Genomic DNA, 14,891 nt, shown 5'->3' on the forward strand with positions numbered 1-14,891 from the left:
GGTGGTTGGCCTGGGCCTGCGCGCATGCGTGGCGGTGGCGGCTGCCTTGGTGGTGGCACTCGGCGCTGGGCATTGGTGGCTGGGCACGCCTTGGCAGGCTGCACTGCTGGAGTTGCTGTTGGCCGCAGGCCTGAGCAGTCTGGCGATTGTGCTGGCGTTGCGCCCGTTCGAGCGCTTGCGCCGCCAGGCGCTGAGCATTGCCGACAATCCGCTGAGCCAGCAGCTGTATACCGGACGGCGCGACGGCATCGGCCAGATCGAGTTCGCCATGCGTATGCTCAAGGCGCAGCTGGGCGCGGTGGTTGGGCGTATCGGCGATACCTCGGCGCGTCTGGCTGGCCATTCCGGGGCCTTGGTCAATGCCCTGCAGGCCAGTCACGCCAACAGCCTGGATCAGCAGAACGAAGCCGACCAAGTCGCCACCGCGATCCACCAGATGAGCGCCAGCGTCGCTCAGGTTGCCAGCAGCGCCCAGTTGGCCTCGATGGCCGCTGAGCAGGCTGAGGACGAGACCCAGGCCGGCCACCAGTTGGTCGACCGCAATCGCTGCGCGATCCAGGATCTGGCAGGCTCGTTGGTAGAGGCCAGTGAAGTGGTGCAGCAGTTGGAGGGCCACAGCAGCGAGATTTCCGGAGTGCTGGATGTCATTCGCGCGATTGCCGAGCAGACCAACCTGCTGGCCTTGAACGCTGCGATCGAAGCGGCGCGCGCCGGCGATCAGGGGCGCGGCTTTGCCGTGGTTGCCGACGAGGTTCGTGGCTTGGCCCAGCGCACGGCGCAGTCGACCCATGAAATCCAACGCATGATTGGCGCCCTGCAGGAAGGCGCGCGTGCTGCCGTGCAGGTGATGCAGCAGAGCAGCGCCCACGCAGGACACAGCGTGAGCCAGGCGCAGTTGGCCAGCGGCGCGCTGGATAGCCTCAGCGTGCGGGTCAACCAGATCAACGAGATGAGCTTGCAGATTGCGGCGGCGGTAGAGCAGCAGAGTCAGGTCAGCGAGAGCATCAACCGCAACATCGTCAGCATTCGCCAGGCCAGTGAGGCGACCGTCGATGTGGGCCAGCGCAGTCATACCCGGGCCAGTGATGTGGCGGATTTGGCGCAGGATCTGCGGCGCTTGGCCGATGAGTTCTGGCGGCGCTGTCAGTGATCCTGGCTGTGCCCGTGCCGGCCTCATCGCGGGGCAAGCCCGCTCCCACGCATGTTGTTGAATCCAGGAGCAACTGCGTGGGAGCGGGCTTGCCCCGCGATGAGGGCGGCACGGCCTCAGAAACCTATGAAGGCGTAATAGACAGGCGGCTCGGCGGTGGTTTGCAGGCCGTGACTCACAAGGGTACTGGCGAGCTCTGAGTCCGCTACATGCACAGTCCAAGGCGCACGATCATCGCTGATGACCTGCTCCAGCGCATTAGCGAAAGCCGCCATTTCCGGCAAATAGGCGGTAAAGCCATTGCCCTTCAGCGCGCTGGTGGTCATACCCAACGCCTGACAAATCGCCACCTTGGCCGCGATATCGTCCCTATCCGCCTGGCGCGACGCGGCAATCAGCGCGACCAGCTGCGGATCCGCCAGTACCTGGCCATGGATCAATTCCGGCCCCTGGTCCCAGGCTTCGGGTGGGCAGTCCTTGTTTTCCGGGCGCAGCGGCAGGTGCGGGTTGATCTCTGCCGGGTAGATGCGACAGACCAGAGGCCGCGTCTCATAAATAGTGCACAGGTCCTGCGCATCGAGGTTGCGACAGCGCCCGGGATTGAATGCAGCAAAGGTCACTGACACGCGCAATTGCCCAGTGCCGCAGCTGACCGGGTGCGAACGCCCCAGCACATGCTCGCGCTGCTCGACCGGCATGCCCGGGCCATCGGTGACGAAAGCCTCGAGCAATACCACTACCTGGCCGCCAGCCGCCGCCCATTGGCGCGACTCGGCCAAGGTCAACGGAACATGATGGCCGGTGCAGCACTTGCCACAACCGGTGCAGGAAAAACGAATGCTGTCGTTCACTTGGCGCCTGGCTTCCACTCGCTGACGAACGCCTTCTTGTGTTGACGATCGTACAGGCACAGCTCAGTGCCGGTGCGTTGCTGCATGTGCTTTTGCGGATAGACGCCTTCGATCAGCAGGGCGCTGAAACCGACCTGGTCGTCGAACTCGGCTGGCTTGCCGCGGGCGTGGGCGTCCTTGAGTTGGCTGGCAGACAGGCAGTCCTTGAGCATCTGTTGGCGATACTCGTTCCAGGCCTGGCTGCTGGAGGCCTGGGCGACACCTGTGGACAGGGCGCAGGCGATCAGGAGAAAGCTGAAATACTTCATACGCGATACCGGCATAAAACATCCGAGGGGCGCGAATTATGCCCCAGTCTCCCCAGGCATCAAGCCTGGGAGTTTGTCGCTGAATATATCAGGGTGGCCCAGCTTGCCTACTGGCATAACTGTCAGTGCTCAGCGAACACCACGGTGCGCGCAGCGGTCACCAGGCAGTCGGTCAGGTCCGGCGAGGAGAACTTGGTGAGGATCGCATTGGCGCCGGCGGTCTTGGCCTTTTCGCTGCTCATGGCGCTGTCCAGCGAGGTGTGCAGCAATATATAGAGGTGCTGGAAGTCAGGCGTCTCGCGCAGGGTGCGGGTAAAGGCGTAGCCGTCCATCTCCGACATCTCGATGTCGGAAACGATGATGTTGATCTCGCGGTCGGTGCCTTGCAGCTCCAACAGCACATTGATCGCGTCCTTGGCACTGCGCGCGGTGTGGCACTCGATCCCCAGGTTGCGCAGGGTGTGTACCGATTGCTGCAGGGCTACCTGGCTGTCGTCGACGACCAGGATATTGGCGGCGGCCAACAGGCTGGCGTCTTCCTCGCTCAGCTCGCCGGGATGCGGCTCGGGCTGAGGGGGGGCGATGGCATGGATGACCTTTTCAATGTCCAGCACCTGCACCAGGGTGTTGTCGACCCGGGTCACGCCGGTGATGAACGAGCGATTGCCCGAGCCGTAGGGCGGCGGTTTGATGTCGGTGCTCAGGCAATGCACGATGCGGCTCACCGCCTGCACGTGCAGGCCCTGGCGCGAGCGGCTGATCTCGGTGACGATCAGGCAGCCGCCGTCCGGGTCGGCCAGCGGCCGCTCGCCGATGGCGCGCGACAGGTCGATCACCGACAACGAATTGCCGCGCAGGGTCGCCACGCCTTTTACGTGAGGGTGGGACTCCGGCAGCTTGGTCAGTGGCGGGCAGGTGATGATTTCGCTGACCTTGAGCAGGTTGATAGCCATCAGCTTGCCGCTGCGCAGGGTGAACAGCAGCAGGGACAACGAGTCCGCGCGGGCATTTTGCGTGGCCATGGGCAACCTTTGGGTGTGTCAGGAAAAGAGAGGATGCCGGGTTATCGGCCTGTGCTGGCTTGGCTTTAGGGGTTTTTCGGTCTGCTGCGATGGGCTGCAAAGCAGCCCCACCCCCATTCAGCGCAGCCCCAAGCGCTTGGCCACCCGACTCAAATTGGCCCGATCCAGCCCCAACTCACGCGCCGCTGCCGCCCAGTTATCCTCGTGGCGCGCCAGGCACGCCTCGATCACTTGCCGCTGATAATCATCCAGCGCTTCACGCAGCCCACCCTCGGGCAGGCTGGCCAAGACTTGCGCGCTTTCAACCGGCGCGGCAGTGGTCGGCAGCACACTACGCAGATCCAGGTCCGCTGCCTCCAAGGTAAGAATCCGTGGCCGCTGCGGGTGCTGCCCGAGGGCCTTGAGGGCCGAGCGGCCGATCAGGTGCTCCAATTCACGCACATTGCCCGGCCAGTCATAAGCCAGCAGCGCCGCCTGGGCCTCATGACTCAGACGCAAACTATTCAGGCCCAGGCGCGAACGGTTCTGCTCCAGGAAGTAGCCCGCAATCAGCAGCACATCACGGCCGCGCTCGCGCAGCGGTGGAACCTGCAACGGATACACGCTGAGGCGGTGATAGAAATCGGCGCGATAGCGGCCGTTGCGCACCTCATCGGCCAGGTCGCGGTTGGTCGCGGCGATCAGCCGTACATCGACCTGGTGCTCACGATCCGACCCCAAGCGCTGTAGCTGGCCGCTTTGCAACACGCGTAGCAGCTTGGCCTGTACCGTCAGCGACAACTCGCCCACCTCATCGAGAAACAACGTACCGCCATTGGCCAGTTCGAACTTGCCACGTCGTTCGCCATGGGCACCGGTGAACGCCCCGCGGACATGGCCAAACAGCTCGCTTTCGACCAGGGTGTCGGGCAGGGCCGCGCAGTTTAGGCTGATCAGTGGCTTGTCGGCGCGGCTGCTGGCCTGATGCAGGGCTTGGGCCACCAGCTCCTTGCCGACGCCCGTCTCTCCGGTAATCAACACGGTCAGGTCACTGCCGCCTACCAGGCGGATTTCTTCTACCAAGCGTTTGTGCGCCTTGCTCTGGCCGATCAACTCCTTGTCCTGCCCGCTGGCCTGGCGGTAGACCTCGGCGCGTTGCTGTTCGTCTTCCACGCGCAGAGCCAGGTGCTCGATGCGCTCGGCCACGGTGACCGTGGCCGCTGCCAGGCTGGCGAACGCTTGCAGGGCATCCAGCTCCAGGCTCTGGAACTGACCGGGGGTCAAGGCATCCAGGGTCAGCAGGCCCCAGGGCTGTTCATCGACCATCAGCGGGCAGCCCATGCAATCGTGTACTTCCAGGTCGGCGTCGGGTGCATTGACCAAGCCGTCATAGGGATCAGGCAGTTGGCTGTCGCTGGCAAAGCGCGTCGGCTCGCTGCGGCTGAGCAGGATCTTGAAGCGCGGGTGCTCACTGACCCGAAAGCGCCTGCCCAAGGTGTCAGGGGCGAGGCCGTCGACCGCCAGCGGCACCAACCACTCGCCATCCAGGCGCAGCAAGGCAGCGGCGTCGCACGGCAGCAAATCGCGCATGGCCTGCAATAGGCGGCGATAGCGCTCTTGGTCGGGCAGGTCGCGCGACAGGTCGCTGACTAGGGGGAGGAGGGCAGTGAGCAACGGTTTTGCGGTCATAAAGACTCCTTCTGGTCGTTATGACTATACGCCTGCCATTGTCATTTTGACACTGTGCCCCGCGAAGCCCCGAATACGCTGGGTTTTAGAGTTGGCACGATTGCTGTAATAGCCAAGGCATCCATTCGAAGCCACAGGCTCAGGAGTTGTCGCAATGCTCAATGCCGAACAACGTGCAATCATCAAAGCCACTGTCCCTCTGCTGGAAAGCGGTGGTGAGGCGCTGACCACCCACTTCTATAAGATGATGCTCAGCGAGTACCCCGAGGTACGCCCGCTGTTCAACCAGGCCCACCAGGCCAGCGGCGACCAGCCGCGCGCCCTGGCCAACGGTGTATTGATGTACGCCCGCCACATCGATCAGCTCGAGCAGCTCGGCGGGCTGGTTGGGCAGATCATCAACAAGCACGTGGCGCTGCAGATTCTGCCCGAACACTACCCGATCGTGGGGCGCTGCCTGCTGCGCGCCATCGAAGAAGTGCTTGGCAAGGACATCGCTACCCCTGAGGTGATCGATGCCTGGGCCGCGGCCTATGGTCAGTTGGCCGATATCCTGATCGGCGCCGAGGAAAACCTCTACAAACAGAAAGAAGAAGCCGCAGGCGGCTGGCGCGGCACGCGCGAGTTCCGCCTGGTGCGCCGCGAGCAAGAGAGCAGTGAGATCGTCTCCTTCTATTTCGCCCCGGTCGATGGCAAGCCGGTGCTCAAGGCCGAACCGGGTCAGTACATTGGCCTGCAACTGTTTATCGACGGTGCCGAGCAGCGTCGCAACTATTCCCTCTCGGCTTTGTGCGATGGCGAGCAATACCGCATCAGCGTCAAGCGTGAGGCCGGTGGCAAGGTGTCCAACTACCTGCATGACGGGTTCATGGTAGGCGATACCATCGCCTTGTTCCCGCCTGCAGGCGACTTCACCCTGGCGCAGAGCGACAAGCCGTTGGTGTTGATCAGTGGTGGGGTGGGCATCACTCCGACCTTGGCGATGCTGCAAGCGGCGCTTGCTACCGAGCGTCCGGTGCACTTCATCCACTGTGCGCGTAATGGCGCGGTGCATGCATTCCGTGACTGGATCGACGGCCTGGCTGCGCGCCATCCGCAGCTCAAGCGTTTCTATTGCCATGCCGAGGAGGGCGGTGATGCCGATGCGGTGGGCTTGTTGAACGAGGAACTGTTGGCGCAGTGGCTGCCGCAGGAACGCGACGTCGATGCCTACTTCCTGGGGCCTAAGGCCTTCATGGCGGCGATCAAGCGTCAGCTCAAAGGGCTAGGTGTGCCAGAGGCGCAGAGCCGCTACGAGTTCTTTGGGCCGGCGGCTGCATTGGAGTAATCCTCCAGGCAGGTGCGGCATCATCGCGGGGCAAGCCCGCTCCCACGCGATAGCGTAGGAGCGGGCTTGCCCCGCGATGGCTGCTGCAGATGTTTCATCCTTAATCGCGCTTTAATCACTGTATCCTTCACTCGCGGGTGTCGAGGGGCTTGCGCCTGTCCGGCATTCGCGTCGCCATTTGTGCATGGCCGACGTTGAACTGACGTCGATCCGTCTGGTCCTAGAGCTCTGCGGATAGTGCCGTCACGCCACTCCTTCGACATTCAAGGTCATGTTCAGCGTGTAGACTGGCGCCCAGGTCGGCCTCAGCGCTGCCACTCTCCATCGAAGGAATCGGCAATGAACGAACAAACATCGCGCCTCAATCGTGAACGGCGCTTCCTGGTGCTGCTGGGGGTGATCTGTCTCGCCCTGATCGGAGGCGCGCTCTACATGCAGATCGTGCTCGGCGAGGCGCCATGCCCGTTGTGCATCCTGCAGCGCTACGCCTTGCTGCTGATCGCGGTGTTCGCGTTCATCGCAGCGGCCATGCCGGGCAAGCGCAGCCTGACGCTGTTCGAAGGCTTGGTCATGCTCAGCGCCATCGGCGGAATCGTTGCGGCTGGCCGCCATGTGTATATACTCGCCAACCCTGCGGTCAGTTGCGGCATCGATACCCTGCAACCGATCGTCGACGACTTGCCCCTGGCCAAGGTCTGGCCACTGGCGTTCCAGGTCGAGGGTTTCTGCAGCACCCCGTATCCGCCGATCCTGGGTCTGTCGCTGGCGCAATGGGCGCTGGTGGCGTTCATCCTGACCGCCATCCTGGTGCCGCTAGGCATCTATCGCAACCGCCGCGGGGCTTAGACCAAAGTCCCGAATTCGCGCAAGTCTGTTGCACCGCGAGAGAATCACCTGATCTCGCCTCCCAGTTGATCCAGATCAAACATAAAGCCTTGCAGAATGCGGGTTTCAGGCCTACTGGGAGGGGTGCGACAAACTGTCGCGAAGTTGATTTTTTGAGCAGGATTGTTACGCATTCTGTAAAAGACTGTTGCTCAATAAGTCATAGTAAAGGGGGGGCGACCTATCTACAATCGCCCCCAATTTCCGTTCGGCACTGCTTGCAAGTCGCAGGATTGAAGGAAGCCACGGCTCCTTTTTGCTGACTTCGTCAAGTTTCGCCCAACGGCGATACCGGGCGGACACCCCTCCGCGTTTTCCCGCACCAAATGGACTTGGTCTGAAGTACAGGCCGTTTGCCTACGAAACCAAAAGCACCGTAAAGCCCGCTCAACGCCAGGTCCTGCAGTCGGACCCCAGGCAGGAGCGAATTCGAGCCCAAATTGCTAACGCTTGGCAGGACGAAGTGTTGGCGAACAAAACACTATTGCATTGAAGCAAGCTGATCTAGAGGTCGTGAGATGAGTAAAAAGCGTTACCCCAGACTGTTTGGCATATTGCCCTTTTTAGGCATGCTTTTACTCAGTGGGTGCAACTGGACCCTGCTCGACCCGAAGGGCCAGGTCGGCATTGAGCAAAAGAACCTTATCCTGATCGCTACCGGCTTGATGCTGCTGGTGGTCGTGCCGGTCATCATCATGACCCTGGCGTTCGCCTGGAAGTACCGTGCTTCCAACAAGGCAGCCACCTACACCCCCGACTGGTCGCACTCGACCAAGATCGAGCTGGCGATCTGGATCATCCCGGTGATCATCATCTGCGCCCTGGGCTACTTCACCTACCTGTCCACCCACAAGCTGGACCCGTACCGTCCACTGGATTCCGATGTGAAGCCGGTGCAGATCGACGTGGTCGCGCTGGACTGGAAATGGCTGTTCATCTACCCGGAGCAGGGCATTGCCACGGTCAACAAGATCGTCTTCCCAGCTAACACCCCGGTCAACTTCCGCGTCACCTCCGACGCTGTGATGAACTCCTTCTTCATCCCAGGCCTGGGCGGTCAGATCTACGCCATGGCCGGTATGACCACCAAACTGCACCTGATCGCTAACGAGAACGGTGAGTTCGACGGTATCAGCGCCAACTACAGCGGCGCCGGTTTCACCGGTATGAAGTTCAAGGCCACTGCAACCTCCCAAGCTGACTTCGAGAAGTGGGTCGCTGAAGTCAAGCAGTCGCCGAAGAAGCTGGACAAGGCCGAATACGAAGCCTTGGCCAAACCAAGCGAATACAACCCAGTCGCGCTGTACAGCGAGGCTTCGGCTGACCAGTTCCAGATCATCGTCGACAAGTACGAAGGTATGAACCGCGGTCGTCCGAGCCACGAAGAAGAAGGCAGCAAGGATCTGGCCACAACCCAGGGTGTGGAGTCGAGTAAGCAACCAGCTGCCGGGGCAGAGGAGTAAGAGATGTTCGGTAAATTAAGTCTGGAGGCGATCCCGTATCACGAGCCGATAGTCATGGTGACACTTGCCATGATCGCGCTCGGTGGTATCGCTGTAGTAGGTCTGATCACCTACTTCCGCAAGTGGACCTACTTGTGGACCGAGTGGCTGACCACGGTCGACCACAAGAAAATCGGCGTGATGTACATCATCGTCGCCATGATCATGCTGCTGCGTGGCTTTGCCGACGCCATCATGATGCGGACCCAGCTGGCTGCCGCCACCGGTGGCTCCGAAGGCTACCTGCCGCCTGAACACTATGACCAGATCTTCACCGCTCACGGTGTGATCATGATCATCTTCATGGCGATGCCGTTCTTCACTGGTCTGATGAACCTTGCGGTTCCTCTGCAGATCGGTGCACGTGACGTGGCCTTCCCGTTCCTCAACTCCCTGAGCTTCTACCTGCTGCTGGCAGGCGTGCTGCTGGTCAACATCTCCCTGGGTGTTGGTGAGTTCGCCAAGACCGGCTGGGTTGCCTATCCGCCGCTTGCGGGTATTCAGTACAGTCCTGGGGTAGGTGTCGACTACTACATCTGGGCGCTACAGCTATCGGGTCTGGGGACAACGCTGACCGGCGTTAACTTCCTGGTCACCGTGATGAAAATGCGCGCTCCAGGCATGAAGCTGATGGACATGCCGATCTTCACCTGGACCTGCACCTGGGCCAACGTGCTGATCGTAGCTTCGTTCCCGATCCTGACCGCTGCACTCGCTCTGCTGACTGTTGACCGTTATCTGGACTTCCACATTTTCACCAACGAGCTTGGTGGGAACCCGATGATGTACGTCAACCTGTTCTGGGCGTGGGGTCACCCTGAGGTTTACATTCTGATTCTGCCGGCCTTCGGCGTGTTCTCGGAAGTTACCTCGACCTTCGCTGGCAAGCGTCTGTTTGGCCACCACTCGATGATCTATGCATCGGGCGCGATCGCCATCCTCGGCTTTGCCGTTTGGCTGCACCACTTCTTCACCATGGGTGCCGGCGCGAGCGTCAACACCTTCTTCGGCCTGGCGACGATGCTGATCTCCATCCCGACCGGTGTGAAGTTGTTCAACTGGCTGTTCACGATCTACCAGGGCCGTCTGCGCTTCACCGCGCCGATCATGTGGACCCTGGGCTTCATGGTTACCTTCTCGATCGGTGGCATGACTGGCGTTCTGCTGGCTGTTCCAGGTGCTGACTTCGTTCTGCACAACAGCCTGTTCGTAATTGCCCACTTCCACAACGTGATCATCGGTGGTGCGGTCTTCGGCTACATCGCTGGCTTCTCCTTCTGGTTCCCGAAAGCCTTCGGCTTCACCCTGAACGAGAAGTGGGGCAAGGCTGCCTTCTGGTTCTGGATCTCTGGCTTCTACGTTGCGTTCATGCCGCTGTACGCCCTGGGCTTCATGGGCATGACCCGTCGTCTGAACCACTCCGACAACCCGCTGTGGGAACCCTACCTGTACGTTGCCGTCGTCGGCGCCGTGCTGATCCTGTTCGGTATCGCTTGCCAGCTGATCCAGATCTACGTATCGGTTCGCGATCGCAAGCAGAACATGGACGTCACTGGCGACCCATGGGGCGGCCGTACCCTGGAATGGTCGACTTCTTCGCCACCTCCGTTCTACAACTTCGCTCACATGCCTGAGAAAGTTGGTCTGGACGCCTGGCACGAAGCCAAGGAAGCCGGTGTGGCCTACAAGCCTGCGGCCAAGTACGAAGCGATCCACATGCCGAGCAACACCTCTACCGGTTTGTTCATGGGCCTGCTGCTGACCGTCTTCGGCTTCGCCTTCATCTGGCACATCTGGTGGCTGGTAGGCGCGAGCCTGGTAGCAACCATCGCAGTCTTCGTTCGCCACGCTGCACGTGACGACCAGGGCTACATGGTTCCGGCTGAAGAAGTGGCGCGCATCGAAGGCGAGCGCATGAAAGCGCTGGCCCAAGCAGGTGCTCTGCCTGCCGGCGCACGTGTCGAATCGTTTGAACGGGTGTAATCAATGTCCAGTCAAGTAATCCACGGTGACGCTCATGGTCATGACCATGGGCACGACGATCACCACCACGACTCGGGCCAGATGACCGTACTTGGTTTCTGGCTGTACCTGATGACCGACTGCATCCTGTTTGCGTCGCTCTTCGCCACCTACGCGGTGCTGTCCGGCGGTTTCGCCGGCGGCCCGTCGGGTCACGACATCTTCCAGCTCGACTTCGTGCTGGTTGAAACCGCGTTCCTGCTGCTGTCCTCGATCACCTTCGGCTTCGCCATGCTGAAGATGTTCGATGGCAAGAAAGCCGGTGTACTGGGCTGGTTGGCTATCACCTTCCTGTTCGGTGCTGCGTTTATCGCGATGGAAATCTATGAGTTCCATCACCTGATCGCTGAAGGCTACGGCCCGCAGCGCAGTGGCTTCCTGTCGGCGTTCTTCGCGCTGGTCGGTACCCACGGTCTGCACGTGACTGCCGGTCTGATCTGGATGGCGATCATGATGTATCAGATCAACAAGCACGGCATCACGCCGACCGCCAAGACCCGCATGAGCTGCCTGAGCCTGTTCTGGCACTTCCTGGACGTGGTCTGGATCTGCGTGTTCACCGTCGTCTACCTGCTGGGGGTTCTGTAATGGCTAATGCACATGACACTCATCATGAAGGCAACCACGGCAGCGTGAAGTCGTACATGATCGGCTTCGTACTGTCGATCATCCTGACCGCGATTCCGTTCGGCCTGGTGATGTATCCGACCCTGCCGAAGAACCTGACTGTCCTGATCGTGGTGGCCATGGCCGTCATTCAGGTAGTGGTGCACCTGGTTTACTTCCTGCACATGGACCGCTCGAAAGAGCAGCGTTCCAATGTCTCGACGTTCCTGTTCACCGTTCTGGTAATTGCACTGCTGGTCGGCCTGTCGCTGTGGATCATGTTCAGCATCCACTTCGAAATGATGGCCAAGTGAGGTAAGACTGCATGTCCGTGAAGCACTTTATCCAAATCACCAAACCGGGGATCATTTTCGGTAACGTGCTTTCCGTGGCAGGCGGTTTCTTCCTTGCCGCTAAGGGGCATGTGGACTTCGCCCTGTTCCTGGCGGTGGTTGTTGGTACTTCGTTGGTGGTAGCGTCCGGTTGCGTGTTCAACAACTGCATCGACCGCGACATCGACGTGAAGATGGAACGTACCAAGAACCGCGTCATGGTTCAGGGCGCCATGTCGCTGCCCCTCGCGCTGATCTACGCCACCCTCCTGGGGGTGGCCGGCTTCAGCTTGCTGTATGTCCAGGCTAATCCGCTGTCGGCGTTCTGCGCAGCTGTAGGCTTCATCGTCTACGTCGGTTTCTACAGCCTCTGGCTGAAGCGCAAATCGGTGCACGGCACCTTGGTTGGCAGCCTGTCGGGTGCCATGCCTCCGGTGATCGGCTACTGCGCCGTGAGCAACAGCTTCGACCTGGCTGCAGTGACCCTGCTGGTGATGTTCAGCCTGTGGCAGATGCCGCATAGCTTTGCCATCGCGATCTTCCGCTTCAACGATTACGCGGCAGCCAAGATTCCGGTTCTGCCGGTGGCGCGCGGAGTCCTGGCGGCGAAGAAGCAGATCGTGCTGTATGTCCTGGCCTTTGTCCTGGCGACCCTGATGCTCACCCTCGGCGGTTACGCCGGTCTGGGTTATCTGGCCGTAGCGGCTGCCATGGGTCTGTACTGGTTGTACATGGCCTGGGGTGGTTACAAGGCTGAAGACGACAGCAAATGGGCGCGCAAGGTATTTGGTTTCTCCATCCTCACCGTCACCGCCTTGAGCGTGATGATGTCGGTGGATAGCCAGACCGCAGCTGACGTGCTGATGACTTACGCACGCTGATAGTCGCCTGCTACACGAAAAAACCCCGGCCATGTGCCGGGGTTTTTTTTGCCTGTTTTTCCTGTACCGGCCTCTTCGCGGGCAAGCCCGCTCCCACAGGTACAGTGCAAGCTTCAAAGGCTGTGGGAATTCTGTGGGAGCGGGCTTGCCCGCGAAGAGGCCGATACTGCAAATATGGATCTAAAGTTTTCAAAAAATATGCCTGAAAAATATATAAAAAACAGGAAATTATCTTTTGCATTAATAGTGTTTCGGCATTATCTTCCGAATCAGGCCGCCGCAGCGGCCAGCGTCGCTCGGACGGTTCCGGGCGCTAACGTCTCTCGAGGAAATCATGGCCGACCAAGGTTCGCCGCGCCGCTTCGCGCGCATCGATCGTCTCCCCCCGTACGTGTTCAACATCACTGCCGAACTGAAGATGGCTGCTCGCCGGCGTGGCGAGGACATCATCGACCTGAGCATGGGTAACCCCGATGGCGCCACGCCGCCGCACATCGTCGAGAAGCTGGTGCAAGTCGCCCAGCGCGAAGACACCCACGGCTATTCCACCTCCCGTGGCATCCCGCGCCTGCGTCGGGCGATTTCGCGTTGGTATCAGGAGCGCTACGAGGTCGAGATCGACCCGGAAAGCGAAGCCATCGTCACCATCGGCTCCAAAGAGGGCCTGGCGCACCTGATGCTCGCCACCCTCGATCATGGCGACACGGTACTGGTGCCCAACCCCAGCTACCCGATTCATATCTACGGCGCAGTGATCGCCGGGGCCCAGGTCCGCTCGGTGCCGCTGGTGCCTGGGGTGGATTTCTTCAACGAGCTGGAGCGGGCGATCCGCGAGTCGATCCCCAAGCCAAAGATGATGATCCTGGGCTTCCCGTCCAACCCGACCGCCCAGTGCGTCGAGTTGGATTTCTTCGAGCGCGTGGTCGCTTTGGCCAAACAGTACGATGTGCTGGTTGTGCACGACCTGGCCTACGCCGACATCGTCTATGACGGCTGGAAAGCGCCTTCGATCATGCAGGTGCCGGGGGCCAAGGACATTGCCGTGGAGTTCTTCACCCTGTCCAAAAGCTACAACATGGCAGGCTGGCGCATTGGCTTCATGGTCGGCAACCCTGAGCTGGTCAGTGCCTTGGGGCGGATCAAGAGCTACCACGACTACGGCACCTTCACCCCGCTGCAAGTCGCAGCCATCGCCGCACTGGAAGGCGACCAGCAATGCGTGCGCGACATCGCCGAGCAGTATCGGCAGCGGCGCAACTTGCTGGTCAAGGGGCTGCACGAGCTGGGCTGGATGGTCGAGAACCCCAAGGCCTCGATGTACATCTGGGCGAAGATTCCCGAGGCTTATGCGCACCTGGGCTCGCTCGAGTTCGCCAAGAAGCTGCTGGCTGAAGCCAAGGTCTGCGTGTCGCCGGGCATCGGCTTTGGTGACTACGGCGATGACCATGTGCGCTTCGCCCTGATCGAGAACCAGGACCGTATTCGCCAGGCCATTCGGGGTATCCGCCAGATGTTCCGGGCGGATGGCTTGACCCACAAGTAAGGCTTTACGTCTATCGCGGGGCAAGCCCGCTTCAACGCCAGCTTGAGCCCTGAACTGGTCTGGGATTCAACGCTGATCTGCGTGGGAGCGGGCTTGCCCCGCGATGCATTGGATGCCCCGATCAGCGGCAATGTTTTTTTACTCATCCCCTCTTCTCAGCCGCCTTTGCTTGGATTACAAATGGCGCCGCGGGCCCAGCCCCGATAACAACAATCCTTCCCTCCTGGTCATCATGTCCGAATACAACCCTTGCCTTGACTGCGGCGCTTGCTGCGGGTACTTCCGTGTGTCCTTCTTCTGGGGCGAATGCCAGTCTGCTGGCGGAGTCGTGCCCGATGACCTGGTGGTGCAGATCAACCCGACCCGGGTCGCGATGATTGGCACCGACGCCAAACCCTGCCGCTGCATCGGTCTCGAGGGTGAGATTGGCAAGCAGGTCGGCTGCACCCTCTACGCTAATCGCTCGACCCCATGCCGAGAGTTCGAAGCGTCCTGGGTCGACGGTGTGCACAACCCTAGTTGCGATGCCGCACGCGCTGCTTATGGCCTGCCACCGCTGGAAGCCAACGAGCCGCATTGGCCTGACGAGGGGGCTGAAGTCGCCTGACGGCTGGAACGTTAAAGCACACAATCGACGAACGCAGTAGAGCCACCGTTCGTCGGTTGGATCCAACGGCCTCTGGCCTGTACCCCGCGAAACACGTGCTTGAGGCACAAAGTATTAACACCATTTTATCCGCGTGATTTCCGATTGCCGCGCCGGCAGCGACTACACATTCCCTCAAAGGAAATCA

At 60.7% G+C, this 14,891-nt stretch carries 14 protein-coding genes; 10 read left to right on the top strand and 4 right to left on the bottom strand.

Annotated features, from left to right (window positions below):
* Positions 1–28: 28 nt before the first annotated feature.
* The gene (locus tag HU737_RS00910) at positions 29–1,150 is read left to right on the top strand and encodes a methyl-accepting chemotaxis protein (RefSeq protein WP_437182251.1); all 1,122 of its coding nucleotides are present in this window, start codon (positions 29–31) and stop codon (positions 1,148–1,150) included.
* Between the two features lie 116 nt (positions 1,151–1,266).
* On the opposite strand, the gene HU737_RS00915 is transcribed toward HU737_RS00910, so the two are convergent.
* The 4 genes from HU737_RS00915 to norR form a co-directional block, all read right to left on the bottom strand.
* Positions 1,267–2,001, bottom strand: coding sequence for a YkgJ family cysteine cluster protein (locus tag HU737_RS00915; protein ID WP_186554129.1), 735 nt, complete (start codon positions 1,999–2,001; stop codon positions 1,267–1,269).
* Positions 1,998–2,309 (bottom strand): hypothetical protein, encoded by a 312-nt coding sequence (locus HU737_RS00920; RefSeq protein WP_186554128.1) that lies wholly within the window; start codon positions 2,307–2,309, stop codon positions 1,998–2,000. Before HU737_RS00920 ends, HU737_RS00915 begins: the two co-directional genes overlap by 4 nt.
* 122 nt (positions 2,310–2,431) lie before the next feature.
* The gene (locus tag HU737_RS00925) at positions 2,432–3,331 is read right to left on the bottom strand and encodes a chemotaxis protein (protein ID WP_186554127.1); all 900 of its coding nucleotides are present in this window, start codon (positions 3,329–3,331) and stop codon (positions 2,432–2,434) included.
* 117 nt (positions 3,332–3,448) lie between these two features.
* On the bottom strand, positions 3,449–4,999 hold the full coding sequence (norR, locus tag HU737_RS00930; protein WP_186554126.1) for a nitric oxide reductase transcriptional regulator NorR: 1,551 nt from the start codon (positions 4,997–4,999) through the stop codon (positions 3,449–3,451).
* A 154-nt stretch (positions 5,000–5,153) separates the two neighbouring features.
* On the opposite strand from norR, the gene hmpA reads away from it, so the two are divergent.
* The 9 genes from hmpA (at position 5,154) to HU737_RS00975 (ending at position 14,704) form a co-directional block, all read left to right on the top strand.
* A complete protein-coding gene (gene hmpA, locus HU737_RS00935; protein WP_186554125.1) occupies positions 5,154–6,326 on the top strand; it encodes an NO-inducible flavohemoprotein in 1,173 nt (390 codons plus the stop codon).
* Positions 6,327–6,665: 339 nt separating this feature from the next.
* Entirely contained in the window at positions 6,666–7,172 is a 507-nt protein-coding gene (locus HU737_RS00940; RefSeq protein ID WP_186554124.1) for a disulfide bond formation protein B, read from the top strand.
* Positions 7,173–7,729: 557 nt separating this feature from the next.
* Positions 7,730–8,674 (top strand): ubiquinol oxidase subunit II, encoded by a 945-nt coding sequence (gene cyoA, locus HU737_RS00945; protein ID WP_186554123.1) that lies wholly within the window; start codon positions 7,730–7,732, stop codon positions 8,672–8,674.
* Between the two features lie 3 nt (positions 8,675–8,677).
* Positions 8,678–10,696: a cytochrome o ubiquinol oxidase subunit I gene (cyoB, locus tag HU737_RS00950; RefSeq protein WP_186554122.1), complete on the top strand. Its 2,019-nt coding sequence runs from the start codon at positions 8,678–8,680 to the stop codon at positions 10,694–10,696.
* Between the two features lie 3 nt (positions 10,697–10,699).
* On the top strand, positions 10,700–11,323 hold the full coding sequence (gene cyoC / locus HU737_RS00955) for a cytochrome o ubiquinol oxidase subunit III (protein WP_186554121.1): 624 nt from the start codon (positions 10,700–10,702) through the stop codon (positions 11,321–11,323).
* The gene (gene cyoD / locus HU737_RS00960; RefSeq protein WP_186554120.1) at positions 11,323–11,655 is read left to right on the top strand and encodes a cytochrome o ubiquinol oxidase subunit IV; all 333 of its coding nucleotides are present in this window, start codon (positions 11,323–11,325) and stop codon (positions 11,653–11,655) included. Before cyoC ends, cyoD begins: the two co-directional genes overlap by 1 nt.
* A gap of 11 nt (positions 11,656–11,666) precedes the next feature.
* Complete coding sequence (cyoE, locus tag HU737_RS00965; RefSeq protein WP_186554119.1) at positions 11,667–12,554, top strand: heme o synthase; 888 nt, start codon at positions 11,667–11,669, stop codon at positions 12,552–12,554.
* A gap of 334 nt (positions 12,555–12,888) precedes the next feature.
* Positions 12,889–14,097, top strand: coding sequence for an alanine transaminase (alaC, locus tag HU737_RS00970; RefSeq protein ID WP_186554118.1), 1,209 nt, complete (start codon positions 12,889–12,891; stop codon positions 14,095–14,097).
* A gap of 232 nt (positions 14,098–14,329) precedes the next feature.
* On the top strand, positions 14,330–14,704 hold the full coding sequence (locus tag HU737_RS00975) for a YkgJ family cysteine cluster protein (RefSeq protein ID WP_186554117.1): 375 nt from the start codon (positions 14,330–14,332) through the stop codon (positions 14,702–14,704).
* The last annotated feature ends 187 nt before the right edge of the window (positions 14,705–14,891 follow it).

This window comes from Pseudomonas urmiensis, assembly GCF_014268815.2.
GTDB lineage: Bacteria > Pseudomonadota > Gammaproteobacteria > Pseudomonadales > Pseudomonadaceae > Aquipseudomonas > Aquipseudomonas urmiensis.